This is a genomic window from Xenorhabdus doucetiae, assembly GCF_000968195.1.
GTDB lineage: Bacteria > Pseudomonadota > Gammaproteobacteria > Enterobacterales > Enterobacteriaceae > Xenorhabdus > Xenorhabdus doucetiae.
Genome location: NZ_FO704550.1, coordinates 155,949 through 181,009, shown reverse-complemented (window position 1 = coordinate 181,009; position 25,061 = coordinate 155,949). Strand labels below are relative to the sequence as shown.

The window sequence follows — 25,061 nt, the reverse complement described above, 5'->3', positions numbered from 1 at the left end:
TAGTTGGATAAGTCAAATTGTCACATACAACAGGCACTCTGGGAGCCGTAACCTAGTGCGGTAGCTTTGATATTAATTAAATAATCAAGCGGGAAATAGATTCCACCTTATATATTACCAATCCTTTTATTTTTCTGTACAACATTTTCTTTACGTATAAATTTATACCATTAATGTTCTTTCGATTGAAGGAACATTAATGTACAATCAAAATCTGAGACAGATATCACAGAAAACTAACGATTATCTATCCAAATCACCTCCACGCCAATTTTACAACTCCATGTTTCATACAATTTACTATAGACAAGGTAAAACTAATGGGGGTTATTCGAACCATTCTGCCTTGAATAAGTAACAGTGCATCGCTATCGGTATAATCAAGGATAGTAATTTGACTATCCTGCATTATAACTACCTAAACTTAGACTAAAAAAATGGTTTCAAAAAAAGACATTATTATAGGTTACACTGCTCAATTATTAAACGTTGGGTCTGGTATAATAATTCTACCAGCATTGCTCATCTTTTTATCAAAAGAAGAATTGGGCTTATGGTACATATTTAGCGCTATGTATGGGCTTATTCTTTTATTAGAGGTTGGTTTTCAGCCAACAATCTCTCGGCAATCTGCCTATATTTGTGACGGTGCTGTTGAATTAAGAGCATTTGACCTACCAGAGAAAAAAAGTAACTATCCCAATATAGATCTTTTTTGTGATCTATTCTGGGCGTCTAAGAAAATATACATGTCTATAGCCATTCTATCGTTTTTTTTATTATCGTTGATTGGTAGTGGATATTTAATATCATTGAAAATAGATGTTGATTATTCTTATGTAATCACAGCATGGTTGGTATATTCAATATCTGCTATCATAAATTTCTACTTTGGATATTATAATGGATTATTGCTAGGTATGGGGGAGATAACAAATGTAAACATGATAACTTCAGTAAGTAAATTCTTAATGGTGGTTTTCACAGTTATTTTTTTGTGGTGTGGTGCAGAATTATATTCTGTAGGTATTGCAAGTTTATTATCTTGTATTATCAATAGAATTTTAATTTCTAGATTATTTAACAAAATAATAAGATATAAATTTTGCTTAAAAAATGGAGTCGACAGGAGAAGAAAAAATAGCTTAGCAATGAGGGTTGTGTGGAGTGGAGCTTGGCGTTTAGGTCTAGTTCAATTAGGAACTTTTGTTATATTAAAAGGGAATCAATTTATAGCAGCCACTTTTATAGGAGTTGACGCGGCGGGAGTCTATGGACTAACCTCGCAAGTGTTATTGTTAATATTTACAGTGTCTTCATTACTAGGATATCTGCAACTCCCAAAAATGAACTCATTGCAATTAAATAATAACCTTGAAAAGTTAAGGGATGTATATTCCTTATCGGTACTTTCATTATGGTTTATATTTATTAGTGCAACGGTCGGTTTCTATTTTTTTGGTATTCCTATCCTTCGCGCTATAAATTCAACATCTAGTATTATAGACGCTCCATGGTTTTTCTTATTTGCATTTATCCTATTGCTGGAAGCTAATCATGGAATTAGTGGAAGTTATTTAACTACTTTAAACAAAATCCCATTTTTAACAGCAAACTTGATTTCAGGTTTTTTTGTAATATCTTTGTCTATTATTCTAGTGAAATATTACAACTTGGGAATTTATGGGCTAATAATGGGACAAGGAATTGTTCAGTTAGCTTTTAACAATTGGTATTGGCCTTTATTAGCTAGGAAACATTTAAAGTTGACTAGGTGTAATCTTCTATACAGAGGTTTTTTACTAATGAGAAATATATCAAAGTTGAAAAGAGAGTAATAATGGTTAAAAGAGTTTTCATTACAATAGATAACGTATATCCTGATGATAGTGGTGGTAAAAAGTTATCCTTAGGGAGAATTATGCATGCAAGAGATAATGGAGATAGTGTTTTTGTTATTCATTATAACTATTCAAATCAAAATATTGATAGTGCGAAAGCATTTTTCCATGAAAATGGAATAAGCTATACATGCTATAATCCAGTTAGTGATAGAACGAATATAATAAGTAGGACTTTTTATATTATTAGAGCTTTTTTTCATAATGAAGCTGAACCATATTTTTTTGTGAGAAAAGATAAGGCTTTTAATAATTTTATTTCTGAATTCATTAAAAACAACGCTATTACGGATGTTTCTATCGAATCTATTTTCCTATTTAGCGTTTATAAAATCCTGCTATGCGACGGTTGTAAAATAAATATTACATTTCATAATGTAGAATCAGAATTTTTTATGCAGTTATCCAATACCGCTCAAGGTATGTTGAAAAAATTATATTATAAGAGAGAAGGAAAGGTTATTAGAAAATTAGAACATAAGATATTATCTTGTAAAAAAAATTCTCTGTTAAAATATACTTTTCTTACCCCTCCAGATTCAAAGTTTTATATAGACAAGTATGATCTTAGTGAAGGGGAATATTCTTTAAATATAAATGATATTTATGTAAATAGTAAGATAGAAAGAACGGTTAATACAGAAAAACCATTTTTTCTTTTCCCTGGAAGCTTAGACTTTCCTCCTAATAACTATAGCTTGAAAAAATTATTACATTCATTCGATCAAAAAATATTTAACGAAATGATTCCTATAGTAGTTACTGGTAAATGTAGTGAGAAGAATAAAAAAATTTTTTCAAAATATAATAGTTTGAAAATAGTCGGCTATGTAAATGATGCAGAATTGAAGAAATTATATTCTACATGTGTTGCATGTATTTCTCCTATTACTGTTGGTGGTGGAGTTAAAATAAAAAATATAGAAACAATAAAACTAGGTGTACCACTAATAGCTACTAAATTTTCATGTATAGGTATCAATACTGAAGGAAAGAAAGTCTATCTTTCCGATGATTCGCCATCTTCTTTTGTATCAGCCATGAAAAATTTTTTGGAAATAACTATTTAAATAACCATGAAAAACTCTATAATAACATTTATTATATTGTTTAGTATTGCTCTTTGGTGTGGTTTTATTGGGCGTGCTACGACAAATGAATATGGTGGTGATTTACTCGGAGTAAAAATACAGGATACTATTAATATTAGTGATATGTTATTCGTTGTGTTTTTATGTCAGTTATCATACATAATTGCATATGTAGTTTATAATTTTTTTTTAAAGAGAAATTTTTCCATTAAAACGGGAGTGAATGCAGTAATAAATATAAAAAGATTTTCAGTTATAATGTTTTTCATCCTTATTTTCCATGTTGTTTTTGTTCTAGTGACTGGTGTTGGTAAAATTGGTAGCACCGCAACAAATCCTCTGAGTCCGATTTTTGCGGCCACAAATCCACAGGGAGTTTTTTTTCTTTATTATGCTATATCTAGAAAACGTGGAGGTAAACTTTTATTTACAAATTTAGCCCTATTTTTCTTACTACAACTTTCAAAAGGATGGACTGGATTTATATTGTTATTATTCTTTATTGAATTATCCCATCAATTTTCAAAAAGAAATTTCTTAGAAAAAAATAGAAAGTTTATTGTGGTTTTCCTACCTGTCCTTATTATATTCGGAGGAGCATATATCTATCAATATTTGTATATAGTTAAAAACCATATAAGAGGTTTTGAAGTAACCGAAATCAATTATGGTAAATCATTACAACTATTTACTGATCGCCTTACTAACTACTCTGTTGCATTAGGTGCATTCGCTGAACAAGATAGAATAATAGAACAGTCTAGATCAGATTATTTTTTAGAAACAAAAGGTTTTTTTCGTCCTATTTTACCAACCTCACTAATGTCCGATAAAAACTTTAGAACAATAAATAATTCAGTAATGCTAGCTTATTTTCCTGACTACCCTTTAAATTCTAGCGTTGATGTTGGAATTTTTATGTATTCATATTTGTTACTAAAATCTAGACCATTAGATGCCAGTTTCAATTTTATTTTGACTAGTGTTATCTTGTTTTTTTTGATAAAAACAATAAAGTTTTTATTTAAAAACCATTATTCTTCGAATATCGTTATATTCTATATTATATTTTATGTCTTTTACACTTGCTCTAGTGAGGTTATATTATCATCCCAGTATTTAATGCTATTCTTTTATATCCCAATTTTCTTGTTGTTTAATATATTAAAGTTTAAAAAAACTTATGAAAGATGAAAATTATGCCTAAAAATATTCTACCAATTGTAATGGCTGGTGGTGTTGGTTCAAGATTGTGGCCTTTGTCTAGGACATTATATCCAAAACAATTCTTGAAGATAAATGATGATCTAACTATGCTAGAAAAGACAATTGATAGGCTTAAAAATATACCCTGCTCACCGCCTATAATTGTGTGTAACGATATACACAAAGATATTTCACTTGATTGTTTAAAGAATAATAAAGTAACTAAATTTATATTAGAGCCTCAAGGTAGAAATACAGCTCCAGCAATTGCTATATCAGCACTCTTTGCTCTAAAACATTATGATGATCCTTTTTTACTAGTATTAGCAGCAGATCATGTAATAGATGATGACGAATTATTTTCTAAATACATATATCAAGGAATTGATGCTGCAAATAATAATCTTGTTACTTTTGGAATTGAGCCTACTTATGCAGAGACTGGCTATGGATATATAGAACAAGGAGAAATAATTTCTGATCATGCATACTCTATAAAAAAATTTAAGGAAAAACCTAATATACAACTTGCTCAGAAATATATTTTAGATGGTAAGCACTTATGGAATAGTGGTATGTTTTTATTTAAGGCATCAGTACTGCTAGAAGAGATCAAAAAATACGCCCCATCCATTTTTGATGCTTGCTTAAGAACGTTAGATAGTTCTTATGACAAAGAAAATATTCTAATGTTAGATAAAAACAATTTTGCTAATTGCCCTTCCAATTCTATCGATTATGCTGTCATGGAAAAAACTGAAAAAGGTTGTGTTGTTCCGATGAGATTGGGATGGAGTGATATTGGTTCATGGAAAGCTTTATGGGAGATTTCACGGAAGGATTCCTTTGGGAATGCAATAATTGGAGATGTAGAAACATATGATACACAAAATAGTCTTGTTTACTCTTCCTCTAGACTAGTTGCTACTCTAGGACTGCATGATATTGTTGTTGTAGAAACGGAAGATGCTGTATTAGTTTCATCTAGGGATAAATCACAGAAGGTGAAAGATATTGTTTCTAATCTCCAAAAAAGCAAACGTAAAGAAACAGAGAAAAATAGTGAAGAGCTTAGAGTGTGGGGTAGAACCACATTACTTGATCAGGAAAACACTCTAATTGTAGAAAAAATAAAGATAAACCCTAATCAGAAAACAATATTGGATACTGGTACTTTTGAAGGAAAAACTATTTTTACCATAGCTATGGGGTATGCAATAATCAGTAAGAATGGTGATAGTCGAAAATATATGAACGGTGAAACATTTTATCTTGTAACTGAAGAAGAATGTGAAATAACTAACATTGGTAAAGAAGATCTTATTATTATATCAATTAAATTTTAATAGATATAGGCGGAATAATAGTGATGGATATAGATCATTTGTTAAATAAATGTTTTAAAGCATATGATATAAGGGGAAAAGTTGAAAGTGAGCTTACAGATGAGGTTATGTATCGTATTGGTTATGCCTTTGCTCACTACGCGAAAGCAAAAGAGATTGTAATTGGTTGTGACGTTAGGCTATCGTCAGATAGACTGAAAAAATCTTTCGCGAATGGTGTCATGGATTATGGGTCAAATATTATTGATATAGGTCTCGTTGGAACTGAGGAGATCTATTTTGCTACCACATATTTAAATGTTGATGGTGGTGTTGAAATTACTGCTAGCCACAATCCTATAGACTATAATGGAGCTAAATTTGTTTTAAAAAATTCAACACCGATTAGTTCAGAAACTGGTTTGGATGAAATAAAAAATATAGCATCAAGATTAGATGTTAATTTCATTAAGAAAAAAAAGAAAGGAATATATAAAAAATTAGATCTAACAAATGAATATATAAACAAGATCATTAATTTTTTAGATTTGAAAAGTATTAAACCAATAAAAGTTACTGTTAATACAGGGAATGGAGCTGCTGGCCACGTAATTAAATATTTGGAAAAATTTTTTAAAGAATTAAATGTTCCGATTATATTTAATAAATTAAATATAAAAGAAGATGGTTCATTCCCTAGCGGAATTCCTAACCCATTATTACCTGAGTGTAGATCAGATACCAGTAATGCAGTCGTTTCCTCAAAATCTGATCTTGGTATAGCTTTTGATGGGGACTTTGATCGTTGCTTCTTCTTCGACGAAAATGGACGATTTATTGAAGGATATTATATTGTTGGTTTGTTAGCTGAAACATTCTTATTAAAACACCCTAGAGAAAAAATTATTCATGATCCAAGATTGACTTGGAATACTATAGAGCTTGTACAGAAAAATGCGGGAATTCCTGTCGTTAGTAAAACAGGGCATGCCTATATAAAAGATAAAATGCGTCTGGAAAATGCTATTTATGGTGGTGAGATGAGTGCCCATCACTATTTTAGAGACTTCAATTATTGCGATAGTGGCATGATACCATGGTTATTAATTGTCGAGCTATTATCTAAGAAAAATAAAAAACTTTCTCAATTAGTTGATGATATGATTATTAATTACCCTGTATCTGGAGAAATAAATATTCATGTGAAGAACGCATCTAATACCATTGAAAAAGTACTGGAAAAATATAAAGCAACAGCGATTTTAATTGACTACATAGATGGATTAAGTATGGAGTTTAAATTCTGGCGTTTTAATCTCAGGTTTTCCAATACTGAAGATCTATTACGACTTAATGTTGAATCTCGTGGAAACATAGAGTTAATGGAGATTAAGAAAAAAGAAATAATCGATTTAATATCTAACAGCTAAATTTATGAATAAAAAGATTATAGTTAACGCCACAGCTCTTTCAACCAGTGGAGCTTTAACAATACTAAAACAATTCTTAGAAGGAACTAGATTTTCTAACCGAGAGTTTATATGTTATGTCCCTGAAGATGTTGATTTTGATGATTATAAAAATGTACAATTGGTCAAAGTAAAAAAAATGGGTTGGTTGAAAAGGATCCTATGGGATTCATATATTTTACCAAAAACCATTAAGCGTCAATCTATAGTTTTTACCGATATCATTTCATTACAGAATACAAGCATCAATGTAAAAGAGAAACAAATAATTTATCTTCATCAGCCTATACCATTTAGCAATATAAACTTTTTAAATCATAATAGTTTCTCCTTTAAGTTTTTTTTGTACAAGTTTTTTTATAGTTATTTTATATTTAGATATGTTAAAAAGGAAACTATATTTATTGTTCAAACAAATTGGATGGCGCTAGCATTACAAAAAAAGAATAAAGTTAAATTAAGTAATATTCATGTAATGAGACCAGATTTCATTATTCCAAAAAAAAGAAAAGTTTTCTTTGATGAAAATGATCAAACAGACTGTTTTAGATTACTATATCCCGCAACACCTATAACATACAAAAATCACTTAATAATACTTAAAGCATTAGCCATCTTGCCTATTGAAAACTTTAAGTTTCAAGTAACTTTTAATATAGGAGAGTACCTAAAATTTGATAAATTAGTTAGTCAACTAGGACTTTCAGAAAAAATTGAATATTTAGGCTATGTTGATTATGAATCTTTGATAACTTACTACGTTCTATCAGATGTTGTCTTATTCCCTAGCTATCTTGAAACGTTTGGCATGCCTCTTTTAGAGGCTGCATCATTGAGAAAAAAGATAATTTGTAGTGACTTACCTTACGCTAGAGAAGTTCTAGCTAATTATAATGGTGTATCATTTGTTATGTTTGATAATGCAAATGATTGGGGTAGAGAAATATTAAATGAATATCACTTAAAGATTAATGAATCTTGCACTCCTATTTTAAATATACCCAAAGAAAAGATTAGCAGTTGGAAAAGTTTTTTTGATTTACTGTAAGAGAATTATTATATGTTCAAAAATAAAATATTGTTAATAACTGGCGGTACAGGTTCTTTTGGCAATGCTATTTTACGGCGCTTTTTAAATACAGACATCAGAGAAATTCGCATATTTAGCCGTGATGAAAAGAAACAAGATGATATGCGTAAGAAATATGCCAATGATAAGTTGAAGTTTTATATAGGCGATGTACGAGATTACAGTAGTATTTTATCTGCTACTCGTGGAGTCGATTATATTTATCATGCAGCAGCATTAAAACAAGTCCCTTCCTGTGAGTTTTATCCAATGGAAGCAGTAAAAACAAATGTTTTTGGTACAGATAATGTTTTAGAGGCAGCAATTGCAAATGATGTAAAACGTGTTGTTTGTTTAAGTACAGATAAAGCTGTGTATCCTATTAACGCAATGGGTACATCTAAGGCAATGATGGAAAAAGTGATCATAGCAAAATCTCGTAACTTACCAGATGGCATGACTATTTGTGCAACCAGATATGGGAATGTCATGGCATCAAGAGGCTCTGTTATCCCTCTATTTATTAATCAAATTTTGGATAGTAAGCCTATAACAATCACAGATCCAAATATGACTCGTTTTATGATGACCTTGGACGATGCAGTTGATCTTGTATTACATGCATTTAAACATGGTACCAATGGTGATATTTTTATACAAAAAGCACCCGCAGCAACCATTGAAACGTTAACTGATGCGATATTACAAATAACTAAACGACCCAATCATCCTGTCAATATTATAGGAACACGTCATGGTGAAAAGTTATATGAAGTTCTATGTAGCAAAGAAGAAATGTTAGTAGCAGAAGATCAAGGTGATTATTATAGAATATCTGCCGATAATCGTGACTTGAATTATGAGAAATACTTTGAAAAAGGTAATAAAGAAGTTCAAATCATTGAAGATTATAATTCACATAATACAAAAAGATTGAACGTAAATGAAATGATTGAATTACTGCATAAACTCAGCTATATCAATAAAATTGGTGCGGGTGAAAAGGCAAATCCAGATGAGTAAAAAAATACTTATTATTGGTGCAAATGGGATGTTAGGTGGAAGTTTACTCCGGCACTTTTCATCCTGTGAAAACTATGAAGTTTTAGGTAGTACTCGTAATGAAAATTCCGCTCAAAAACTAAAAAAACAAGGATTTGATAATATTATTCCTGGTATTTCTCTTGAATCAACGGAAAATATTGATAAGCTCATCAGCGAATTTAAACCCGATTTTTTGTTTAACTGTGTAGGAATTATTAAGCAGCTAGATTCCTCTAAGAATCATATAGAATCAATCGAGATCAATGCACTACTCCCTCATAAATTAGCAAAAATTTGCACAAAAAATCAAACTAAATTAATCCATTTTTCTACAGATTGTGTTTTTAGTGGAAAGAATGGCTTGTACAAAGAAACAGATATTGCTGATGCCAGTGATTTATACGGTAAGTCTAAATTATTAGGCGAAGTGTTATATGATGGTCATATAACACTAAGAACATCTATTATTGGACATGAGATTGATACTTGCCATAGCTTAGTTGATTGGTTTCTATATCAGAATAAAGCCATAAATGGATTTTCAAAAGCAATATTTTCTGGCTTACCAACATGTTATGTTGCCGAAATTCTAGAAGAATATGTTTTACCTAACCAATCTCTTGCAGGACTCTATCATCTCAGTGTAGATCCAATAAATAAATATGAATTATTAAAATTAGTAAATAGTATTTACAATAAAAATTGTAATATCTATGAATCAAAAGAATTGGTGATAGATAGAAGCCTAGACTCTAGCTTATTTAGAGAAAAAACTGGTTTTATACCTGAAGATTGGAATAGCTTAATTAGAAAAATGAATTATGAATATAAAAAATACTTTTGATAAAAAAATAAAAGTAGTTACTGTTGTAGGAACTCGCCCCGAAATAATTCGGCTATCACGTGTTATCTCACAGTTAGATAAATATACAAATCATATATTAGTTCATACCGGTCAAAATTATGATTTTGAACTCAATGAAGTTTTTTTTAATGACCTAAAAATTAGAAAACCAGATTATTTTTTAAATTCAGCAGGTAAAAATGCAGCGGAAACTATTGGAAATGTGATTATAAAGTCTGATAATTTATTTGAAGAAATTGAACCAGATGCTCTATTAATCTTAGGTGATACAAATAGTGCCCTAGTATCTATTACTGCTAAACGTAAAAAAATACCAATCTTCCATATGGAAGCTGGAAATCGCTGTTTTGATTATAGAGTACCAGAAGAAATTAATAGAAAAATAGTTGATCATATTTCTGATATTAATTTAACCTATAGCGAAATTGCTAGAGAATATTTATTAAAAGAAGGAGTTCCTGCAGATCAAATTATAAAAACAGGAAGTCCAATGAAAGAAGTCTTAGATTTCTATAAAGATGATATAAGGAAATCAAATATACTTAATAGATTAGAGCTAAAGACAGCTGAATACTTTATAGTCAGCACCCATAGAGAAGAAAATGTTGATTCAGCTGAAAAACTAAGTAGTTTAATCCATGCATTAAATGTAATCGCCGAAAAATATAATCAGCCTGTAATTGTTTCCACCCATCCACGCACTCGTAATAGAATTAACGAATTAAACCTTAATGTGAATTCTAAAGTTCAATTTTTAAAACCATTTGGCTTTTTCGATTATATAAAATTACAAACAAACGCTCATGTTGTACTTTCTGATAGCGGAACAATCACTGAAGAATCATCAATATTGAATTTTCCAGCGTTAAATTTACGTGAGGTTCATGAACGCCCTGAAGGATTTGAGGAAGCATCAGTGATGTTTGTAGGGCTTGATATTGAAAAAATTATACAAGGTATCGGAATTCTTAAAGATCAAAAAAGAGGAGATATAGATCGCGATTTAAGAATGGTATCTGATTATCAGATTGATAATGTTTCGATGAAAGTTCTTAGAATCATAATGAGTTATACAAATTTTGTTAATCAAAAAGTTTGGAAAAAATAAAAATGCGTCTGGCGTTAATTTGCGATGATTATCTCCCTGATAGTACGCGTGTTAGTGCTAAAATGATGCATGAGCTTGCCCTTGAGTTCTCAAATCAAGGGCATGAGCCGATTGTTATCACACCTAACACAAATAATAAATCTTCAGGTTTAGTAACTGATATTATAGATGGAATTCAAGTAATCAGATTTCCAAGCGGTAGAATTAAAAATGTATCGATGATTACTAGAGCATTTAATGAATCTCTTTTGTCCATAAGAGCTTGGAGTTCTTTAAAAAAGATATTAAAATTAAAAAAGATAGATGGAATAATTTATTACTCTCCATCAATATTCTTTGGTAATTTAGTTTATAAGATAAAAAACATATGGGATTGTCCCTCATATCTAATCTTAAGGGACTCATTCCCTCAATGGGTTATTGACGAAGGATTAATCAAAGAAAAATCCATTATTGCAAAATATTTCAGATATTTTGAAAGAAAAAACCATTTAGCAGCGGATTATATCGGATTAATGTCACAAAAAAATCTCGAAATATTCCATAAAAATCACCCACAATTTAACAATATTGAAGTTTTATACAATTGGGCAAATTTTTCACCTAAAAAATATTTAGCGTGTAATATAAGAGAAAGACTCGATCTGTCTGACAAAATTATTTATTTTTATGGCGGAAACATAGGTAAGGCTCAAGATATAGGAAACTTATTAAGATTAGCCAATAAAATGAAAATATTTCCTGATGCTCATTTTCTTTTCATTGGACAAGGTGATGAAGTTTCCTCATTGAGAGAATACAAAGAAAGATTTAATCTGGATAACATTACTTATTTACCATCAATATCACAAGAAGAATTCAAAAAAGTTCTATTATCTGTTGATATTGGTTTATTTAGTTTATCAAAACACCATAAAATACATAATTTCCCAGGTAAATTACTTGGGTATATGGTTAATAGCATTCCTATTTTAGGTAGCGTTAACCATGGCAATGATCTTATGGAAATTGTTAACGAATCTGGAGCAGGTTTGATATCTATAAATGGAGATGACGAAAAATTATTTAATTCAGCTGTGAACTTACTACAAAACGAAGAATTACGAAAAAAAACAGGTAAAAATGCATTTAATTTACTTAAAGAGAAATTCTCCGTTCAATCAGTAGCTAAAAATATATGTAATAAATTCATTTAAAACTTAGATCCTCCTAATAATTACAATTTCCACTTTAATTGTTGTTAATGTTTAATTGTCATTTTTGAAAATTTATAATCAATTATTATGTCTATAGAAAAAAGAGTTAAATGGATAGACGCGTTAAAATTCATCGCTATATTTTGGATATGGATCGGCCATTTTGGAGACAATGGAAAGCAATTATATCCATTTGTTTTTTCATTTCATGTCCCATTGTTCTTTTTCATATCAGGAATATTTTTTAGAGAATGCTACACTTTAAAAAGTTTATTGGGTGTGATATCTTCTTCTTTTAAAAATATAGTTATCCCGTACTTTATTTTTTCATTGATATCACTAGTTTTCTTTTCTTTATATTACAATTCTAGTTTCATTCAAGCTAGAGAGATGGCTAGCCAAATAATACCAGGGATACGCAATCACATTTTTGCAGCGTCTCTATGGTTCTTGCCATGTTTATTTATAATTATTTCTACATATTCTTCTTTATTTTTCATTATAAAGAACAAGTTTGTTATTTTACTCATATTCTTTTGCTTGTTTTTAGCATCATCAAAATTTGGAATTGGATTTTCTCCTAAAATATTTTTCAACATAGATAGCGCAGCACTATATATAATTTATTATGCTATAGGAGCTTACTTTTCAAATTTTATTTTGAAATTCGATATAAAAAAACTGCCTAACTCAAGAAAAACCATATGTTATGTAATCATGGTTGGTTCTATAGCATTATTTATTAATGCATATTTTTTTGGAGCTAGCTATATTTACTCTGGGTTTAAAAATGATTATATTAAAATAATACTATCATTACTTATAACATTAATTTTATTCATCCCAAACATTATAGCCTCCCGCTACATTACATTCACGCCCATAATAACATTGGGTAAGTCAACTCTGGTTCTTTGCGGAACAGAGCAATTAATAAAAACCGTTACATATTCTTCTTTTAAAATGTTTGGGTTAGATATTTACTTACATAACCCTATTGATACTATAGTCTACACAATTTTGTGCCTATTAATTTCGTATTTTACAGTAGTTAAGGTTTATCGACACATAAAAGATAGATAGTAAACTGAGTAACACCGCGCCGAATCTAATCATATTTATTTTAACCTACATTTAAGATACAAGTCTGTAATTTAACCGAAGTCACGTATGAAGAGGTTCAATTTTACCAAAACATACTCAATAACAGGCCGAGAAAGTGTTTGGAATTTATTCCGCATCTCACTCATAATTAATTGATTTCAATAAAAAACAACATAAGCATGAAAAGAGTACGAATACCTAAAAATCAAAATATTACAGATATAGCTGCAGAACGTCAGATTTAGGCCACCAAAGGTGTTTTTTGAGGAATTAAAAACAACAGCATAGTGTCGCACTTCGAAGTTTAATTCAGGCTTGGCTAAAAAACCCCCACTCACCCAAACCCCCTAAAAGTCGTAATTTCACGTTATCTTGTAGCCATCTCCGGCGAAAACATCCGTAACAACTTACTTAAAACATGCTAAACATCGTCCTATTCGAACCAGAAATCCCGCCTAACACAGGCAATATTATCCGTCTTTGCGCTAACACAGGTTGTCAGCTTCATCTTATTCAACCGTTGGGTTTTACTTGGGATGATAAGCGCCTGCGTCGCGCTGGGCTGGATTACCACGAGTTCGCCAACATTAAGCAGCATCACGATTACAACGCATTCGTGGAAAGTGAAGGGCTCAGTTCAGTCAATTCACAATCCCCTTCTGGGGCACGCCTGTTTGCCTTAACCACAAAAGGTACTCCGGCGCACAGTAATGTGAGTTATCGTGATGGTGATTATCTGATGTTCGGCCCGGAAACCCGTGGGTTGCCGCCTTATGTGTTAGATAATATGCCGTCTGAACAGAAGATCAGAATTCCTATGCTGGCGGATAGCCGCAGTATGAATCTTTCTAATACTGTAGCGGTGGTGGTGTTTGAAGCATGGCGGCAACTGGGTTATCCGGGTGCGTTATTGCGGGATTAAGATTAATAGGATATTCAGCGCCTAATCCGTGCTGAATATCCTATCTATTGATGCTCGTAAGAAAAGGACAGAATTTCAAATCCCATCCCCATTTTCAAATCCATTATTGATGCCATTGAAATGCTGGTTCATATCCAGTGATGGCTTCTCGCTTTCCGGTTTACCGACAATCCTCGCCGGTACGCCTGCCACGGTGGTATGCGGTGGCACTGGCCTTAATACAACCGAGCCTGCCCCAATTTTTGCGCCACGGCCAATCTCGATATTGCCGAGGATTTTGGCTCCCGCACCAATCATTACCCCTTCACGGACTTTCGGATGACGATCTCCCACTGTTTTACCCGTTCCACCCAGTGTAACGGATTGCAGGATGGAAACATCGTTTTCAACAATTGCCGTTTCACCAATCACAATGCCAGTTGCGTGGTCGAGCATAATGCCACAGCCAATCTTTGCGGCGGGATGGATATCGACACCAAATGAAACTGAGACTTGGTTTTGCAGGTAAATCGCCAGTGCTTTGCGATCTTGTTTCCACAACCAGTGTGCAATGCGGTAAGCCTGTAGGGCATGGAAGCCTTTAAGATAGAGCAATGGGGTCGAATATTTATCGACCGCCGGATCGCGCAGGCGAACCGCTTTGATATCACAGGCTGCTGATTCAACCATCTTAGGATCACTGCGGTACGCATTTTCAACGACTTCCCTGACTTCAATAGGGGGCATAATCGGTGATGCCAGCTTATTTGCCAGCATATAGCTCAAGGCACTACCCAAATTTTTATGCTTGAGTAGTGTCGCGTGAAAAAAGCTGGCTAGCATGGGTTCACAATCTGCCAGAGCCCTTGCTTCATTTTTTATATTTTCCCAGACTTCGTTCAGTTCTGATCGCGACATATCAGTGTTCCCATTTGACTTAAGAGTGAGAGCCTTCTCCCTCATCTCTGGTAGCTCTTCCCAATAATGCCCGGGCAGCCTCAATCACATTTTTATTGCAGTACAGTATCTGGTAGATCTGCTCTGTGATTGGCATTTCAACACCCGCTCGCTCTGCCAAAGCACGAACTTCTTTCGTATTGCGATATCCTTCAACAACTTGCCCGATTTCGCGCTGCGCTTCATCGACACCGATGCCTTTCCCTAACATCATGCCAAAACGACGGTTACGGGATTGGTTATCGGTACAAGTCAGGACTAAATCGCCTAATCCCGCCATGCCCATAAAGGTGGAAGGATCGGCACCCAACGCGATCCCAAGGCGGCTCATTTCGGCCAGACCACGGGTGATCAATGCGGTGCGGGCATTCGCCCCGAATCCCATACCATCAGAGATCCCTGCGCCAATTGCAATAACATTTTTTATTGCTCCGCCGAGCTGTACGCCAATAAAATCCGGGTTTTTGTAGACCCGAAAACTTTTACCGCAATGGAAGAATTGTTGCAGCTCTTCACCAAATTCGGACGTTGTGGCAGAAACAGCAATTGCGGTGGGTAAACCTGCCGCGAGTTCTTTGGCAAATGTCGGGCCAGAAACGACGGCCAGAGGGATTTCGTTACCTAATTGTTCACGGGCGACATCTTGCAATAAGCGCCCGGTTTCAGCTTCAAGCCCCTTGGTCGCCCAAACAATCCGGCTGTCAGGTTGTAAATGGGGTTTTATCTGCTGTAAGACATCACCGAAAACATGGCTGGGAACCACGATCAGGATATTGCGGCTGGCTGAAACCGCCCGCTGCAAGTCAGCCTCAAGTAATAAGCTGTCAGGAAAAGGAACATCCGGTAAAAAGGCCTGGTTACAACGCGCTTGTTGCAAGGCATTGACGTGCGCAGGGTTATGCCCCCAAAGCACCACTTGATGCCCATTGCGAGCCAGTGTAATGGCTAAGGCGGTGCCGTATGAACCGGCACCGATCACTGTCATAGAAGCAGTATTCATTAAGCTTCCTGTTCAGCCTCATTAGGCTGGGGTTCAGCCTGCTGTTGCAGATAGTTCATGAACAGGGCATCAAAGTTAACGGGTGCCAAATTCAGTTGTGGGAAAGTACCACGACCGACCAGGCTGGTGATGCACTCACGGGCATACGGGAACAGAATGTTCGGGCAGTATGCGCCTAAGCAGTGTGCCAACTGGGTGCCTTCGATGCCATCGATAGAGAAAATACCCGCCTGCTGAACTTCACACAGAAACGCCGTTTCTTCTCCCAGCATCGCGGTAACGGTAACGCGCAGAACAACTTCATAAACGCCCTGAACCAATTCACTGGAAGCCGTGTCCAGATCCAATTTGACTTCCGGCTGCCAATCCTGCTGGAAAACCTGCGGCGCTTTTGGTGCTTCGAAAGACACATCTTTCGTGTAAATACGCTGGATCTGGAAAGCCATTTCTGTGTTGTTTTGTTCTGACATAATCATGTTTACCTTTTTCAGATGTCCTTATGAAACTTTTCAATCATGCAAGCCTGCTTGCCTGCACCTCAGTTCGTTATTTCTTGCCGCGAGCTAATGGCAGGTTTTCACCCGACCAGCCGGCAACCCCTTCTTTCAGGGAATAGACCTGCTCAAAGCCCAAACGCACCAGATTCTCCGCTGGTGTTCTGGATTCCAGCCCATTGGCGGAAACGACGATGACAGGCTGTTTTTTATGTTTCTCCAACTCACCTAAGTTATTGTCTTTAATCTCAGATGGCGTCAGGTTAACGGAACCAATGATATGCCCTTTGCGGAAATCGTCACGGGAGCGTAAATCCACGACGACAGCATTTTCCTTATTAATGAAATGGATGGCCTGAGCACGGGTGATCTCTTTACTCTTGGAGAACACGCTTTTTACTGTCATCACGATGACAGCCACCAGCAGTGCAATCCAGGCAAGGCTCAGGATCGTGTTCCGGCTAATAAATTGCATGATTTCTTGCAGCATGGAGGGCAACAACTCCCGTTGGTTAATAACAAATATCTAAGGCAAAGAGTATACCTGTGTGTTGCCTCAATTACAGCCAATTAGCACCCATGCCGGGCATATTTGTGCCATTTTTGCGGAGAGTTTCGAGAAAAATTTAAAAATCCCCCACGAACAACTTGATTGTAATGCATCATTGAAATATTTCATGTGATAGTGATTTCCCGCTGTCCTATCGGGCGAGGATGTTGTAATCACACTTTATCCTAAATATTATTTTTGACATAATTGTTCATATTTGAGCTATTATTTGCAAATTATACCTTTAATGGGTCTTATAAGATCTGTTATTTTATGGTTTGGAGGGATGATGTCTTTTATTCATTTACTTTATTCACCATCTGAATTAGCTGCTAATATTGGTCAAAATGCCAAAAATCTTAGATTATCCAAGAATTTATCCAGAAAAACTTTAGCTGAAAAGTCAGGGGTTTCTGAGTCCACGATCAAAAGATTTGAAACTAAAGGAACGATTACTTTAGAGGCAATGATTCTTTTAGCAACTCATTTAGATGCGTTAGGTTCGATGTCCAATCTTTTTAAGGCTGAATATCTAAGTACATATGAAGAATTAAACAACGCCAAACGTCAAAGGGGGACAAGATGAACAAATTTAAACATATAGAGCATCTTGATGTTTTGTGCAGTGGTATAAAAGTTGGAATGCTTACCAAGATTCAAGGTAAAGGGATTTATTTCACTTATGATAATAATTGGTTAGCTTCAGGGTTTAATTTATCACCTCTGACTATGGCTTTTGATGAAAAGCCTCAACTAGCCAAAGATCCCCGGCTTTTTGAGGGATTACACGGACCTTTTGCAGACTCATTACCTGATGGTTGGGGAATGTTGCTGATGGATAGGTTTTTTGACAGTAAATTTGGCAATGGGGCGTGCCACGCTATGACTGCATTGGACCGTCTGGCATATATAGGTGACCGTGGCATGGGGTCTCTTGAATATCATCCTAAAACTGAAAAAACAGAGGCTATGGAGTATCTTGAGTTCTCAGAATTATTTGAAGAATCTATAAAAGTTCAGCAAGGTGAGACTTCGAATGTTTTATCTAAATTACGTTTAGCGGGAGGCTCACCTGGCGGAGCTAGACCAAAAGCAGTGGTTGCATTGTCACCTGATGGGCGCCATGCAACCACTGCTTTTGGCTCGATACCTGAAGGCTATGAACATTGGATTGTAAAATTTAGATCTTTAAATGAAGCTGTTGAAACAGGAGCTATAGAATTTGCCTATTCTGAAATGGCCAGAACTGCTGGTGTTCATATGGCAGAATCTGCTTTGCTTCATGTTGATATGCCTGATGGAACAAAAGAATACTTTTTTGCTACTAAGCGATTTGATAGGCAACAGAATAGAAAAATTCACATGATAACTGTTTCTGCACTTATGTATGCTAACTTCAGATTCCCATCGATGGACTATCCTACCTTATTAAAACTAACTAACGTATTAACGAAAAATGCAAAAGAAGTAGAGAAGATGGCTAGATTAATGATTTTTAATGCGTTATCACATAATTATGATGATCACACAAAGAACTTTGCATTTCTTCATAATGAAGAAAAAGAATGGGTATTATCACCAGCTTATGATTTAACTTTTTCAAACGCATTAGGGGAACATACGACAGGATTTGGCGGTAATAATACAGGAAGAGCAACAAGAAAACGTATTAAAGAAATTTGTTCTGAATATAAGTACCTTAAAGCAGATGATTATATAGACCAAACACTAGAGTCGTTATCCAATTGGGAAAATGAATTTAAAAGATTAAAAATCCCTTATGATGCAGGTAAAGGGATTTTTAACACCCTTGAGCGGGATCATGATTTTTTTGAGAAATGAAGGGCCAATTATGACCAAAGCACGTTTACATGATGATGCAATGGTGCCGCTTCTCCGTGAACATCCTGAGTTTGCACAGCATTATCTGCATCAGGCGTTGGTTGATATAGATGAAGAAGGCGGACAGGAAGCATTTCTTATAGCAGTGCGCCATGTTGTAGAAGCAAGCGGTTACGGCGGATTTTTCTAAATTAACTAAAATTTATATTAATGATAAAAAACAGGCTGTTCTCTGGTCAGGGACCATTCCTCATGGAATAATCAGGCGCTATGTCGCAGCAGGGTACTGAATAAGATGGCTGAAAATAAGGATCTAACAAGCCGTAACCATCGGCAGGAACAATATAAGAAGCAAAATAAAATCAGAGTGTTATATCTCTTTGCTTTGTTGTTCACCTTTTTCAGCTTCAGTACAAATACTTTCGCCAATCAGATTTCAGACAATAAAAATCAGCTTAAAGATATTCAGCAGGATATTGCTGAGAAAGAGAAAAGTGTCAAACAGCAACAAAAGCAACGTACTGATCTGGTTAACCAATTAAAAGAACAAGAAAGTACCATCTCAGAAGTGGGGCGTTCGCTGCACACGACACAAACTCGCCTGAATAAACTCGAAAACGAAGTCTCATCACTGAATGCCAATATCAAACACCTGCAAACCCAACAAAAAGAACAACGTCAATTACTTGCCAACCAATTGAATGCGGCTTTCCGGCAAGGCAATCACCAAGGTTTAGAGTTATTGCTGAATGGGCAGGAAAATCAGCGCAAAGAACGTATTCTCGCCTATTACAGTTACTTGAATCAGGCACGCCAGGAAACTATCACCAAGCTGCAAAAAACCACCGAAGCACTTAACCAGCAAAAAAAACTGCAACTGGAAAAACAGAGCGAACAGAAAGAGATACTGAGCAGCCAAAAACAGCAAAAACAAAAGATGGAAATTGCCCGCAGCGCGCGGCAAAAAACATTAACGACACTTGAGTCTTCATTGAAGAAAGATCAACAAAGCCTTACAGAACTTCGGCAAAATGAAGCCCGGTTGAGGAATAAGATTGAAAAAGCGGAACGGGAAGCTAAAGCGCGCGCTGAACGTGAAGCCCGTGAAGCGGCTCGCGTTCGTGCCCAAGTTGCCGCTAAACAGAAACAAGCACAACAAAAAGGCGCCAGATACAAACCCACGGAAGAAGAACGTGCGCTGATGGCGCGGACGGGTGGCCTTGGCCGCCCTGCCGGGCAAGCGATATGGCCGGTACGCGGCCGGGTTATCCATAACTTTGGCGAGGCGATACAAGGTGAACTGCGCTGGAAAGGGGTGGTTATCTCCGCAGCGGAAGGGACAGAAGTCAGAGCAATCTCAGACGGGCGGGTATTACTGGCAGACTGGCTGCAAGGCTATGGACTGGTTGTTGTACTTGAACACGGTAAAGGCGATATGAGCATTTACGGTTACAACCAGAGCACATTGGTCAGTGTCGGGCAACAAGTTCGGGCAGGCCAGCCCATCGCGCTGGTTGGCAGCAGCGGCGGGCAACAACAGCCTTCACTGTACTTTGAAATCCGCCGTCAGGGCCGGGCGGTTAACCCATTACCGTGGTTAGGGAAATAGGATGGCGAAGATACGGTCTCTGTTATTCTGCACATTATTGCTGTTTACTTTTAATACTCACGCGGCACGTTTAGCCATCGTCATTGATGATGTTGGCTATCGTGTTAATGAGGACAATAAGCTATTACAACTGCCGGTTGCGGTTTCAATCGCCATCCTGCCCAATTCCCCGCATGGCAGGAAAATAGCGGAAAAAGCTCATCAGCAGGGGCGGGAGATTTTAATCCACCTGCCAATGGCACCATTGAGCCAGCAACCTCTGGAGAAAAATACTCTCCATCCGGCCATGAGCCGGGAAGAAATTGCCCGCATTATTCAAGATGCGATCCAGAAAGTGCCTTATGCTGTTGGGATGAATAATCATATGGGCAGCGCCATGACCTCGAATCTCAAAGGCATGGAAAAGGTCATGCAGGTGCTATCCCAAAGCCGCCTCTATTTTCTGGACAGCGTGACTATCGGCAATGCACAAGTCACAAAAGCCGCAATGGGAACGTCTGTTCCGGTACTGCGGCGAAATGTTTTTTTAGATAATATTCAAACCGAAGCCGAAACACGGCATCAACTCAGCCGTGCGATCGCCCTCGCCCGCAGGCAAGGTTCTGCTGTTGCCATTGGGCACCCGCATCCCACCACGTTGCGTGCCCTACAGCAAGCACTGGCGGGATTACCCCATGATATTGAACTGGTCACACCCGGCATGTTGTTGAACGATACTCAAACTGTGCGCAACGGCATAAGGCCCCATAAAGAAGCAAAACCAGTGCCGGAAACGCAATGGGAATCGCTCAAGAGGGTAAAAAAGATATTATCTGATAATGCGCTCTTTCATACTTTAAACCGATACATGCAGAAACTTTGGGGTAATCAAACAGGCACCCAAAACCAAGGTGCCTGTGATAACTTTTAATCCCAATTTAAGATAACTTTGCCAGATTGCCCTGATCGCATGACATCAAAGCCTTGCTGGTAATCATCAATCGGGAACTGGTGAGTAATGATCGGGGACAAATCCAGGCCAGACTGGATTAAGGCCGCCATCTTGTACCAGGTTTCGAACATCTCACGCCCGTAGATTCCCTTAATAAACAGTCCCTTAAAGATGACCTGATTCCAATCTATCGCCATATCGGAGGGAGGAATCCCCAACAAAGCGATACGTCCGCCGTGGTTCATCGTATCGAGCAAGGTACGGAAAGCCGGTGGTGCCCCTGACATCTCCAGACCGATATCAAAACCTTCCGTCATGCCCAGTTCGGCCATCACATCCGTCAATTTTTCTTTGCTGACATTCACCGCGCGGGTGACGCCCATTTTGCGCGCCAGTTCAAGCCGGTATTCATTCACATCGGTAATCACAACATGACGGGCGCCGACATGCTTACACACCGCTGCCGCCATAATCCCGATAGGGCCAGCGCCGGATACCAGTACATCTTCGCCCACCAAATCAAAAGAGAGCGCGGTGTGCACTGCATTGCCGAAGGGATCAAAAATCGCCGCCAGCTCATCGGGAATATTGTCGGGAATTTTAAACGCATTAAAGGCGGGAATAACCAGATATTCAGCAAAAGCGCCTTCACGGTTCACCCCAACGCCAGTGGTATTGCGGCATAAATGGGTACGCCCGCCACGGCAGTTACGGCAGTGACCACACGTGATATGGCCTTCGCCGGATACGCGATCGCCCACCTTGAAGCCTTTGACCTCCTGCCCCATGGCAACGACTTCACCCACATATTCGTGCCCGACGACCATCGGAACCGGGATGGTTTTTTGCGACCAATCATCCCAGTTATAGATGTGAACATCCGTCCCACAAATGGCGGTTTTACGGATTTTAATCATCACATCGTTGTGCCCAAGTTCCGGCGCGGGCACCTCGGTCATCCAGATACCTTCCTCTGGCTTTAATTTAGATAATGCTTTCATAATGATACCTTAAGCAATGACATTCAGTTGCTTGCCAATGCGTGTAAATGCCGCCACCACATGTTCAATCTGCTCTTCAGTATGGGCGGCAGAAATCTGGGTCCGGATACGCGCCTGACCTTTAGGCACCACCGGGTAGAAGAACCCAATCACATAAATCCCTTCTTTCAACAGTGCTGCGGCGAATGCCTGTGCCAGTTTCGCATCTCCCAACATAACCGGGATAATGGCATGATCCGCCCCTGCCAGCGTGAAGCCTGCCGCCGTCATTTTCTCACGGAACAAATTCGCATTTTTCCAGAGACGCTCACGCAGATCATCGCCATTTTTCAGCATATCCAGCACCTTGATTGATGCCGCGACAATGGCAGGAGCCAGCGAGTTGGAGAACAGGTATGGGCGTGAACGCTGGCGCAACCACTCAACCACTTCTTTGCGCGCCGCGGTATAACCCCCCGATGCGCCGCCCAGTGCCTTACCCAACGTACCGGTGATAATGTCAACACGCCCCATCACATCACAATATTCATGGGTGCCGCGACCCTGCTGACCCACAAAACCCACCGCATGGGAATCATCCACCATGACCAGCGCACCAAATTCATCCGCCAAATCACAGATGGATTTCAGGTCAGCAATAACGCCATCCATGGAAAATACCCCGTCCGTTGCGATCAGGATATTTTGTGCCCCTTCGGCTTTTGCCTGTTCCAAACGGACCTTTAATTCTTGCATATCGTTATTGGCATAGCGGTAACGTTTCGCCTTGCATAAACGGATACCATCAATAATGGAGGCATGGTTCAGGGCATCAGAGATAATGGCATCTTCTGGCCCAAACAGGGTTTCAAACAAGCCGCCGTTTGCATCAAAGCACGAGGAGTACAGAATGGCGTCTTCCATCCCCAAAAATTCAGCGATCTTATTTTCTAATTCTTTATGGGCGTCTTGCGTCCCACAGATAAAGCGAACGGATGCCATGCCAAAACCGTGGCTATCCATGCCGGCTTTTGCCGCCGCGATCAGGTCGGGATGATTCGCCAAGCCTAAATAGTTATTGGCACAAAAATTAACAACCTGGTTACCCTCAGCAACCGCAATATTGGCATTTTGGGCAGAAGTGATAATACGCTCATTTTTGAACAACCCTTCAGAACGGGTTTGCTCCAACTGTTCATTCATTTTCTGATAAAACGATGCTGACATTTTGCTCTCCTGATTCCCTAACTAAGTGAAAGGCTGATGCATTTTACTGACAGATTCGGCCAGTGACGACACGACCAGAAAGATAATATCAAGTTTGTAAAGCGGATCACGGCTTAGAGACTGACATGCGGCAAGGTTTCACGATATTCTCCTGTTTAAGCTGCTGTCGTCAGTAGGGTTAAATGCTATTATACGCGGCAAAGATCGACCCAATAGATGAAATGAACTGACTATTTAGAGGTGAGCCAAATGATTATTGTCACTGGTGGCGCAGGGTTTATTGGCAGCAATATTGTCAAGGCACTGAATGACGAAGGCTATAAGGATATTCTGGTTGTTGATAACCTGAAAGACGGCACAAAGTTTGTCAATTTGGTTGATTTGGACATCACCGATTACATGGATAAGGAAGATTTCATTGCCAGCATTGTTGCGGGTGATGATTTGGGTGATATTGATGCCATTTTCCATGAAGGTGCTTGCTCATCCACCACCGAATGGGATGGTAAGTATATGATGGACAATAATTATCAGTACTCCAAAGATATCCTGCATTATTGCCTTGAACGTCAAATTCCGTTCCTGTATGCCTCTTCTGCTGCGACTTACGGTGGCCGCAGTGACAATTTCATTGAAGAGCGTCAGTATGAAAAACCGCTCAATGTTTATGGCTACTCCAAGTTCCTGTTTGACCAGTATGTGCGCGATATTTTGCCTCACGCGGACTCTCAAGTTTGTGGCTTCCGTTATTTCAATGTCTACGGGCCGCGCGAAGGGCATAAAGGCAGCATGGCCAGTGTTGCCTTTCATTTGAACAATCAGATCCATCAGGGACAGAATCCGAAGTTATTTGCCGGCAGCGAACATTTCTGCCGCGATTTTATCTATGTCGGTGATGTTGCCGCCGTTAATCTGTGGTTCTGGAAAAATGGCGTTTCCGGCATTTTTAACTGCGGAACCGGCCGCGCTGAATCTTTTCAGGCGGTGGCAGACGCGGTGACTGGATTCCATCAAGAAAAATCCCCCGTTGTGGAATACATCGATTTTCCGGAAAAATTAAAAGGCCGTTACCAGAGTTTCACGCAAGCCGACCTGACAAAACTGCGTGCTGCCGGTTATAAAGAACCGTTCAAGACCGTCGCCGAAGGTGTCGCTGAATATATGCAATGGCTCAATCAGGATAATTAATCGA

23 protein-coding genes and 1 pseudogene are annotated in these 25,061 nt (G+C 37.5%); 18 read left to right on the top strand and 6 right to left on the bottom strand.

The features are described from left to right. Positions 1-437: 437 nt before the first annotated feature. The 12 genes from wzx to trmL all read left to right on the top strand — a co-directional run bounded on the left by wzx (position 438) and on the right by trmL (position 14,300). On the top strand, positions 438-1,838 hold the full coding sequence (wzx, locus tag XDD1_RS00850) for an O-unit flippase-like protein (RefSeq protein ID WP_045967928.1): 1,401 nt from the start codon (positions 438-440) through the stop codon (positions 1,836-1,838). Between the two features lie 2 nt (positions 1,839-1,840). Further along, a complete protein-coding gene (locus tag XDD1_RS00845; protein ID WP_052705621.1) occupies positions 1,841-2,971 on the top strand; it encodes a glycosyltransferase in 1,131 nt (376 codons plus the stop codon). Positions 2,972-2,977: 6 nt separating this feature from the next. Further along, a complete protein-coding gene (gene wzy / locus XDD1_RS00840) occupies positions 2,978-4,186 on the top strand; it encodes an oligosaccharide repeat unit polymerase (protein ID WP_045967923.1) in 1,209 nt (402 codons plus the stop codon). A gap of 5 nt (positions 4,187-4,191) precedes the next feature. Then, positions 4,192-5,544: a mannose-1-phosphate guanylyltransferase/mannose-6-phosphate isomerase gene (locus tag XDD1_RS00835; protein ID WP_045973266.1), complete on the top strand. Its 1,353-nt coding sequence runs from the start codon at positions 4,192-4,194 to the stop codon at positions 5,542-5,544. A gap of 23 nt (positions 5,545-5,567) precedes the next feature. Beyond that, complete coding sequence (locus tag XDD1_RS00830; RefSeq protein ID WP_045967921.1) at positions 5,568-6,953, top strand: phosphohexomutase domain-containing protein; 1,386 nt, start codon at positions 5,568-5,570, stop codon at positions 6,951-6,953. A 4-nt stretch (positions 6,954-6,957) separates the two neighbouring features. Beyond that, positions 6,958-8,040 carry a glycosyltransferase gene (locus XDD1_RS00825; protein ID WP_045967920.1) on the top strand — a complete coding sequence of 361 codons (1,083 nt, stop codon included), beginning with the start codon at positions 6,958-6,960 and terminating at the stop codon, positions 8,038-8,040. 12 nt (positions 8,041-8,052) lie between these two features. Beyond that, positions 8,053-9,084: a polysaccharide biosynthesis protein gene (locus XDD1_RS00820; protein WP_045967918.1), complete on the top strand. Its 1,032-nt coding sequence runs from the start codon at positions 8,053-8,055 to the stop codon at positions 9,082-9,084. Next, a complete protein-coding gene (locus XDD1_RS00815) occupies positions 9,077-9,949 on the top strand; it encodes a dTDP-4-dehydrorhamnose reductase family protein (RefSeq protein WP_045967916.1) in 873 nt (290 codons plus the stop codon). The genes XDD1_RS00820 and XDD1_RS00815 overlap by 8 nt, the downstream gene beginning before the upstream one ends. Continuing rightward, the gene (gene wecB / locus XDD1_RS00810) at positions 9,927-11,078 is read left to right on the top strand and encodes a non-hydrolyzing UDP-N-acetylglucosamine 2-epimerase (protein WP_045967914.1); all 1,152 of its coding nucleotides are present in this window, start codon (positions 9,927-9,929) and stop codon (positions 11,076-11,078) included. Before XDD1_RS00815 ends, wecB begins: the two co-directional genes overlap by 23 nt. Before the next feature lie 2 nt (positions 11,079-11,080). After that, a complete protein-coding gene (locus XDD1_RS00805) occupies positions 11,081-12,274 on the top strand; it encodes a glycosyltransferase family 4 protein (RefSeq protein WP_045967912.1) in 1,194 nt (397 codons plus the stop codon). A gap of 87 nt (positions 12,275-12,361) precedes the next feature. Further along, positions 12,362-13,357: an acyltransferase family protein gene (locus XDD1_RS00800; RefSeq protein ID WP_045967909.1), complete on the top strand. Its 996-nt coding sequence runs from the start codon at positions 12,362-12,364 to the stop codon at positions 13,355-13,357. A 439-nt stretch (positions 13,358-13,796) separates the two neighbouring features. After that, positions 13,797-14,300, top strand: coding sequence for a tRNA (uridine(34)/cytosine(34)/5-carboxymethylaminomethyluridine(34)-2'-O)-methyltransferase TrmL (trmL, locus tag XDD1_RS00795; RefSeq protein WP_045967907.1), 504 nt, complete (start codon positions 13,797-13,799; stop codon positions 14,298-14,300). A gap of 75 nt (positions 14,301-14,375) precedes the next feature. Here the strand turns inward: trmL and cysE are convergent, their stop codons facing one another. The 4 genes from cysE to XDD1_RS00775 form a co-directional block, all read right to left on the bottom strand. Beyond that, complete coding sequence (gene cysE / locus XDD1_RS00790) at positions 14,376-15,197, bottom strand: serine O-acetyltransferase (RefSeq protein WP_045967905.1); 822 nt, start codon at positions 15,195-15,197, stop codon at positions 14,376-14,378. A gap of 19 nt (positions 15,198-15,216) precedes the next feature. Next, the gene (gene gpsA / locus XDD1_RS00785; RefSeq protein WP_045967903.1) at positions 15,217-16,236 is read right to left on the bottom strand and encodes an NAD(P)H-dependent glycerol-3-phosphate dehydrogenase; all 1,020 of its coding nucleotides are present in this window, start codon (positions 16,234-16,236) and stop codon (positions 15,217-15,219) included. After that, positions 16,236-16,706: a protein-export chaperone SecB gene (gene secB / locus XDD1_RS00780; protein WP_045967901.1), complete on the bottom strand. Its 471-nt coding sequence runs from the start codon at positions 16,704-16,706 to the stop codon at positions 16,236-16,238. Before secB ends, gpsA begins: the two co-directional genes overlap by 1 nt. Before the next feature lie 76 nt (positions 16,707-16,782). Further along, positions 16,783-17,220: a rhodanese-like domain-containing protein gene (locus XDD1_RS00775; protein WP_045967899.1), complete on the bottom strand. Its 438-nt coding sequence runs from the start codon at positions 17,218-17,220 to the stop codon at positions 16,783-16,785. A 289-nt stretch (positions 17,221-17,509) separates the two neighbouring features. Between XDD1_RS00775 and XDD1_RS00770 the strand changes: the two genes are divergently transcribed. From XDD1_RS00770 to XDD1_RS00750, 5 genes and pseudogenes are all read left to right on the top strand, one after another. Further along, positions 17,510-17,866: a helix-turn-helix domain-containing protein gene (locus XDD1_RS00770; protein WP_231854441.1), complete on the top strand. Its 357-nt coding sequence runs from the start codon at positions 17,510-17,512 to the stop codon at positions 17,864-17,866. After that, positions 17,863-19,122 carry a type II toxin-antitoxin system HipA family toxin gene (locus XDD1_RS00765; RefSeq protein WP_045967895.1) on the top strand — a complete coding sequence of 420 codons (1,260 nt, stop codon included), beginning with the start codon at positions 17,863-17,865 and terminating at the stop codon, positions 19,120-19,122. Before XDD1_RS00770 ends, XDD1_RS00765 begins: the two co-directional genes overlap by 4 nt. 10 nt (positions 19,123-19,132) lie before the next feature. Then, a pseudogene (locus tag XDD1_RS00760) lies at positions 19,133-19,294 on the top strand (helix-turn-helix domain-containing transcriptional regulator); the annotation flags it as partial. 123 nt (positions 19,295-19,417) lie between these two features. Beyond that, positions 19,418-20,731, top strand: coding sequence for a murein hydrolase activator EnvC (envC, locus tag XDD1_RS00755; RefSeq protein WP_045967893.1), 1,314 nt, complete (start codon positions 19,418-19,420; stop codon positions 20,729-20,731). 1 nt (position 20,732) lies between these two features. Then, a complete protein-coding gene (locus XDD1_RS00750) occupies positions 20,733-21,641 on the top strand; it encodes a divergent polysaccharide deacetylase family protein (RefSeq protein WP_045967891.1) in 909 nt (302 codons plus the stop codon). Here the strand turns inward: XDD1_RS00750 and tdh are convergent. After that, positions 21,638-22,663 carry an L-threonine 3-dehydrogenase gene (gene tdh / locus XDD1_RS00745; RefSeq protein WP_045967889.1) on the bottom strand — a complete coding sequence of 342 codons (1,026 nt, stop codon included), beginning with the start codon at positions 22,661-22,663 and terminating at the stop codon, positions 21,638-21,640. The genes XDD1_RS00750 and tdh overlap by 4 nt on opposite strands. Positions 22,664-22,672: 9 nt before the next feature. Continuing rightward, complete coding sequence (gene kbl, locus XDD1_RS00740; RefSeq protein WP_045967887.1) at positions 22,673-23,869, bottom strand: glycine C-acetyltransferase; 1,197 nt, start codon at positions 23,867-23,869, stop codon at positions 22,673-22,675. Positions 23,870-24,118: 249 nt separating this feature from the next. Between kbl and rfaD the strand changes: the two genes are divergently transcribed. Beyond that, the gene (gene rfaD / locus XDD1_RS00735) at positions 24,119-25,057 is read left to right on the top strand and encodes an ADP-glyceromanno-heptose 6-epimerase (protein ID WP_045967885.1); all 939 of its coding nucleotides are present in this window, start codon (positions 24,119-24,121) and stop codon (positions 25,055-25,057) included. Positions 25,058-25,061 lie beyond the last annotated feature (4 nt).

What these genes read in the sequence shown, in the direction of transcription:
- kbl (WP_045967887.1), bottom strand. Translation starts at nt 23,869, where the DNA reads ATGTCAGCATCGTTTTATCAGAAAATGAATGAACAGTTGGAGCAAACC.
- tdh (WP_045967889.1), bottom strand. Translation starts at nt 22,663, where the DNA reads ATGAAAGCATTATCTAAATTAAAGCCAGAGGAAGGTATCTGGATGACC.
- cysE (WP_045967905.1), bottom strand. Translation starts at nt 15,197, where the DNA reads ATGTCGCGATCAGAACTGAACGAAGTCTGGGAAAATATAAAAAATGAA.
- wzy (WP_045967923.1), top strand. Translation starts at nt 2,978, where the DNA reads ATGAAAAACTCTATAATAACATTTATTATATTGTTTAGTATTGCTCTT.
- XDD1_RS00825 (WP_045967920.1), top strand. Translation starts at nt 6,958, where the DNA reads ATGAATAAAAAGATTATAGTTAACGCCACAGCTCTTTCAACCAGTGGA.
- wzx (WP_045967928.1), top strand. Translation starts at nt 438, where the DNA reads ATGGTTTCAAAAAAAGACATTATTATAGGTTACACTGCTCAATTATTA.
- XDD1_RS00750 (WP_045967891.1), top strand. Translation starts at nt 20,733, where the DNA reads ATGGCGAAGATACGGTCTCTGTTATTCTGCACATTATTGCTGTTTACT.
- secB (WP_045967901.1), bottom strand. Translation starts at nt 16,706, where the DNA reads ATGTCAGAACAAAACAACACAGAAATGGCTTTCCAGATCCAGCGTATT.
- XDD1_RS00765 (WP_045967895.1), top strand. Translation starts at nt 17,863, where the DNA reads ATGAACAAATTTAAACATATAGAGCATCTTGATGTTTTGTGCAGTGGT.
- envC (WP_045967893.1), top strand. Translation starts at nt 19,418, where the DNA reads ATGGCTGAAAATAAGGATCTAACAAGCCGTAACCATCGGCAGGAACAA.
- XDD1_RS00815 (WP_045967916.1), top strand. Translation starts at nt 9,077, where the DNA reads ATGAGTAAAAAAATACTTATTATTGGTGCAAATGGGATGTTAGGTGGA.
- wecB (WP_045967914.1), top strand. Translation starts at nt 9,927, where the DNA reads ATGAATATAAAAAATACTTTTGATAAAAAAATAAAAGTAGTTACTGTT.
- trmL (WP_045967907.1), top strand. Translation starts at nt 13,797, where the DNA reads ATGCTAAACATCGTCCTATTCGAACCAGAAATCCCGCCTAACACAGGC.
- XDD1_RS00805 (WP_045967912.1), top strand. Translation starts at nt 11,081, where the DNA reads ATGCGTCTGGCGTTAATTTGCGATGATTATCTCCCTGATAGTACGCGT.
- XDD1_RS00845 (WP_052705621.1), top strand. Translation starts at nt 1,841, where the DNA reads ATGGTTAAAAGAGTTTTCATTACAATAGATAACGTATATCCTGATGAT.
- XDD1_RS00835 (WP_045973266.1), top strand. Translation starts at nt 4,192, where the DNA reads ATGCCTAAAAATATTCTACCAATTGTAATGGCTGGTGGTGTTGGTTCA.
- rfaD (WP_045967885.1), top strand. Translation starts at nt 24,119, where the DNA reads ATGATTATTGTCACTGGTGGCGCAGGGTTTATTGGCAGCAATATTGTC.
- XDD1_RS00775 (WP_045967899.1), bottom strand. Translation starts at nt 17,220, where the DNA reads ATGCTGCAAGAAATCATGCAATTTATTAGCCGGAACACGATCCTGAGC.
- XDD1_RS00830 (WP_045967921.1), top strand. Translation starts at nt 5,568, where the DNA reads ATGGATATAGATCATTTGTTAAATAAATGTTTTAAAGCATATGATATA.
- XDD1_RS00800 (WP_045967909.1), top strand. Translation starts at nt 12,362, where the DNA reads ATGTCTATAGAAAAAAGAGTTAAATGGATAGACGCGTTAAAATTCATC.
- XDD1_RS00820 (WP_045967918.1), top strand. Translation starts at nt 8,053, where the DNA reads ATGTTCAAAAATAAAATATTGTTAATAACTGGCGGTACAGGTTCTTTT.
- gpsA (WP_045967903.1), bottom strand. Translation starts at nt 16,236, where the DNA reads ATGAATACTGCTTCTATGACAGTGATCGGTGCCGGTTCATACGGCACC.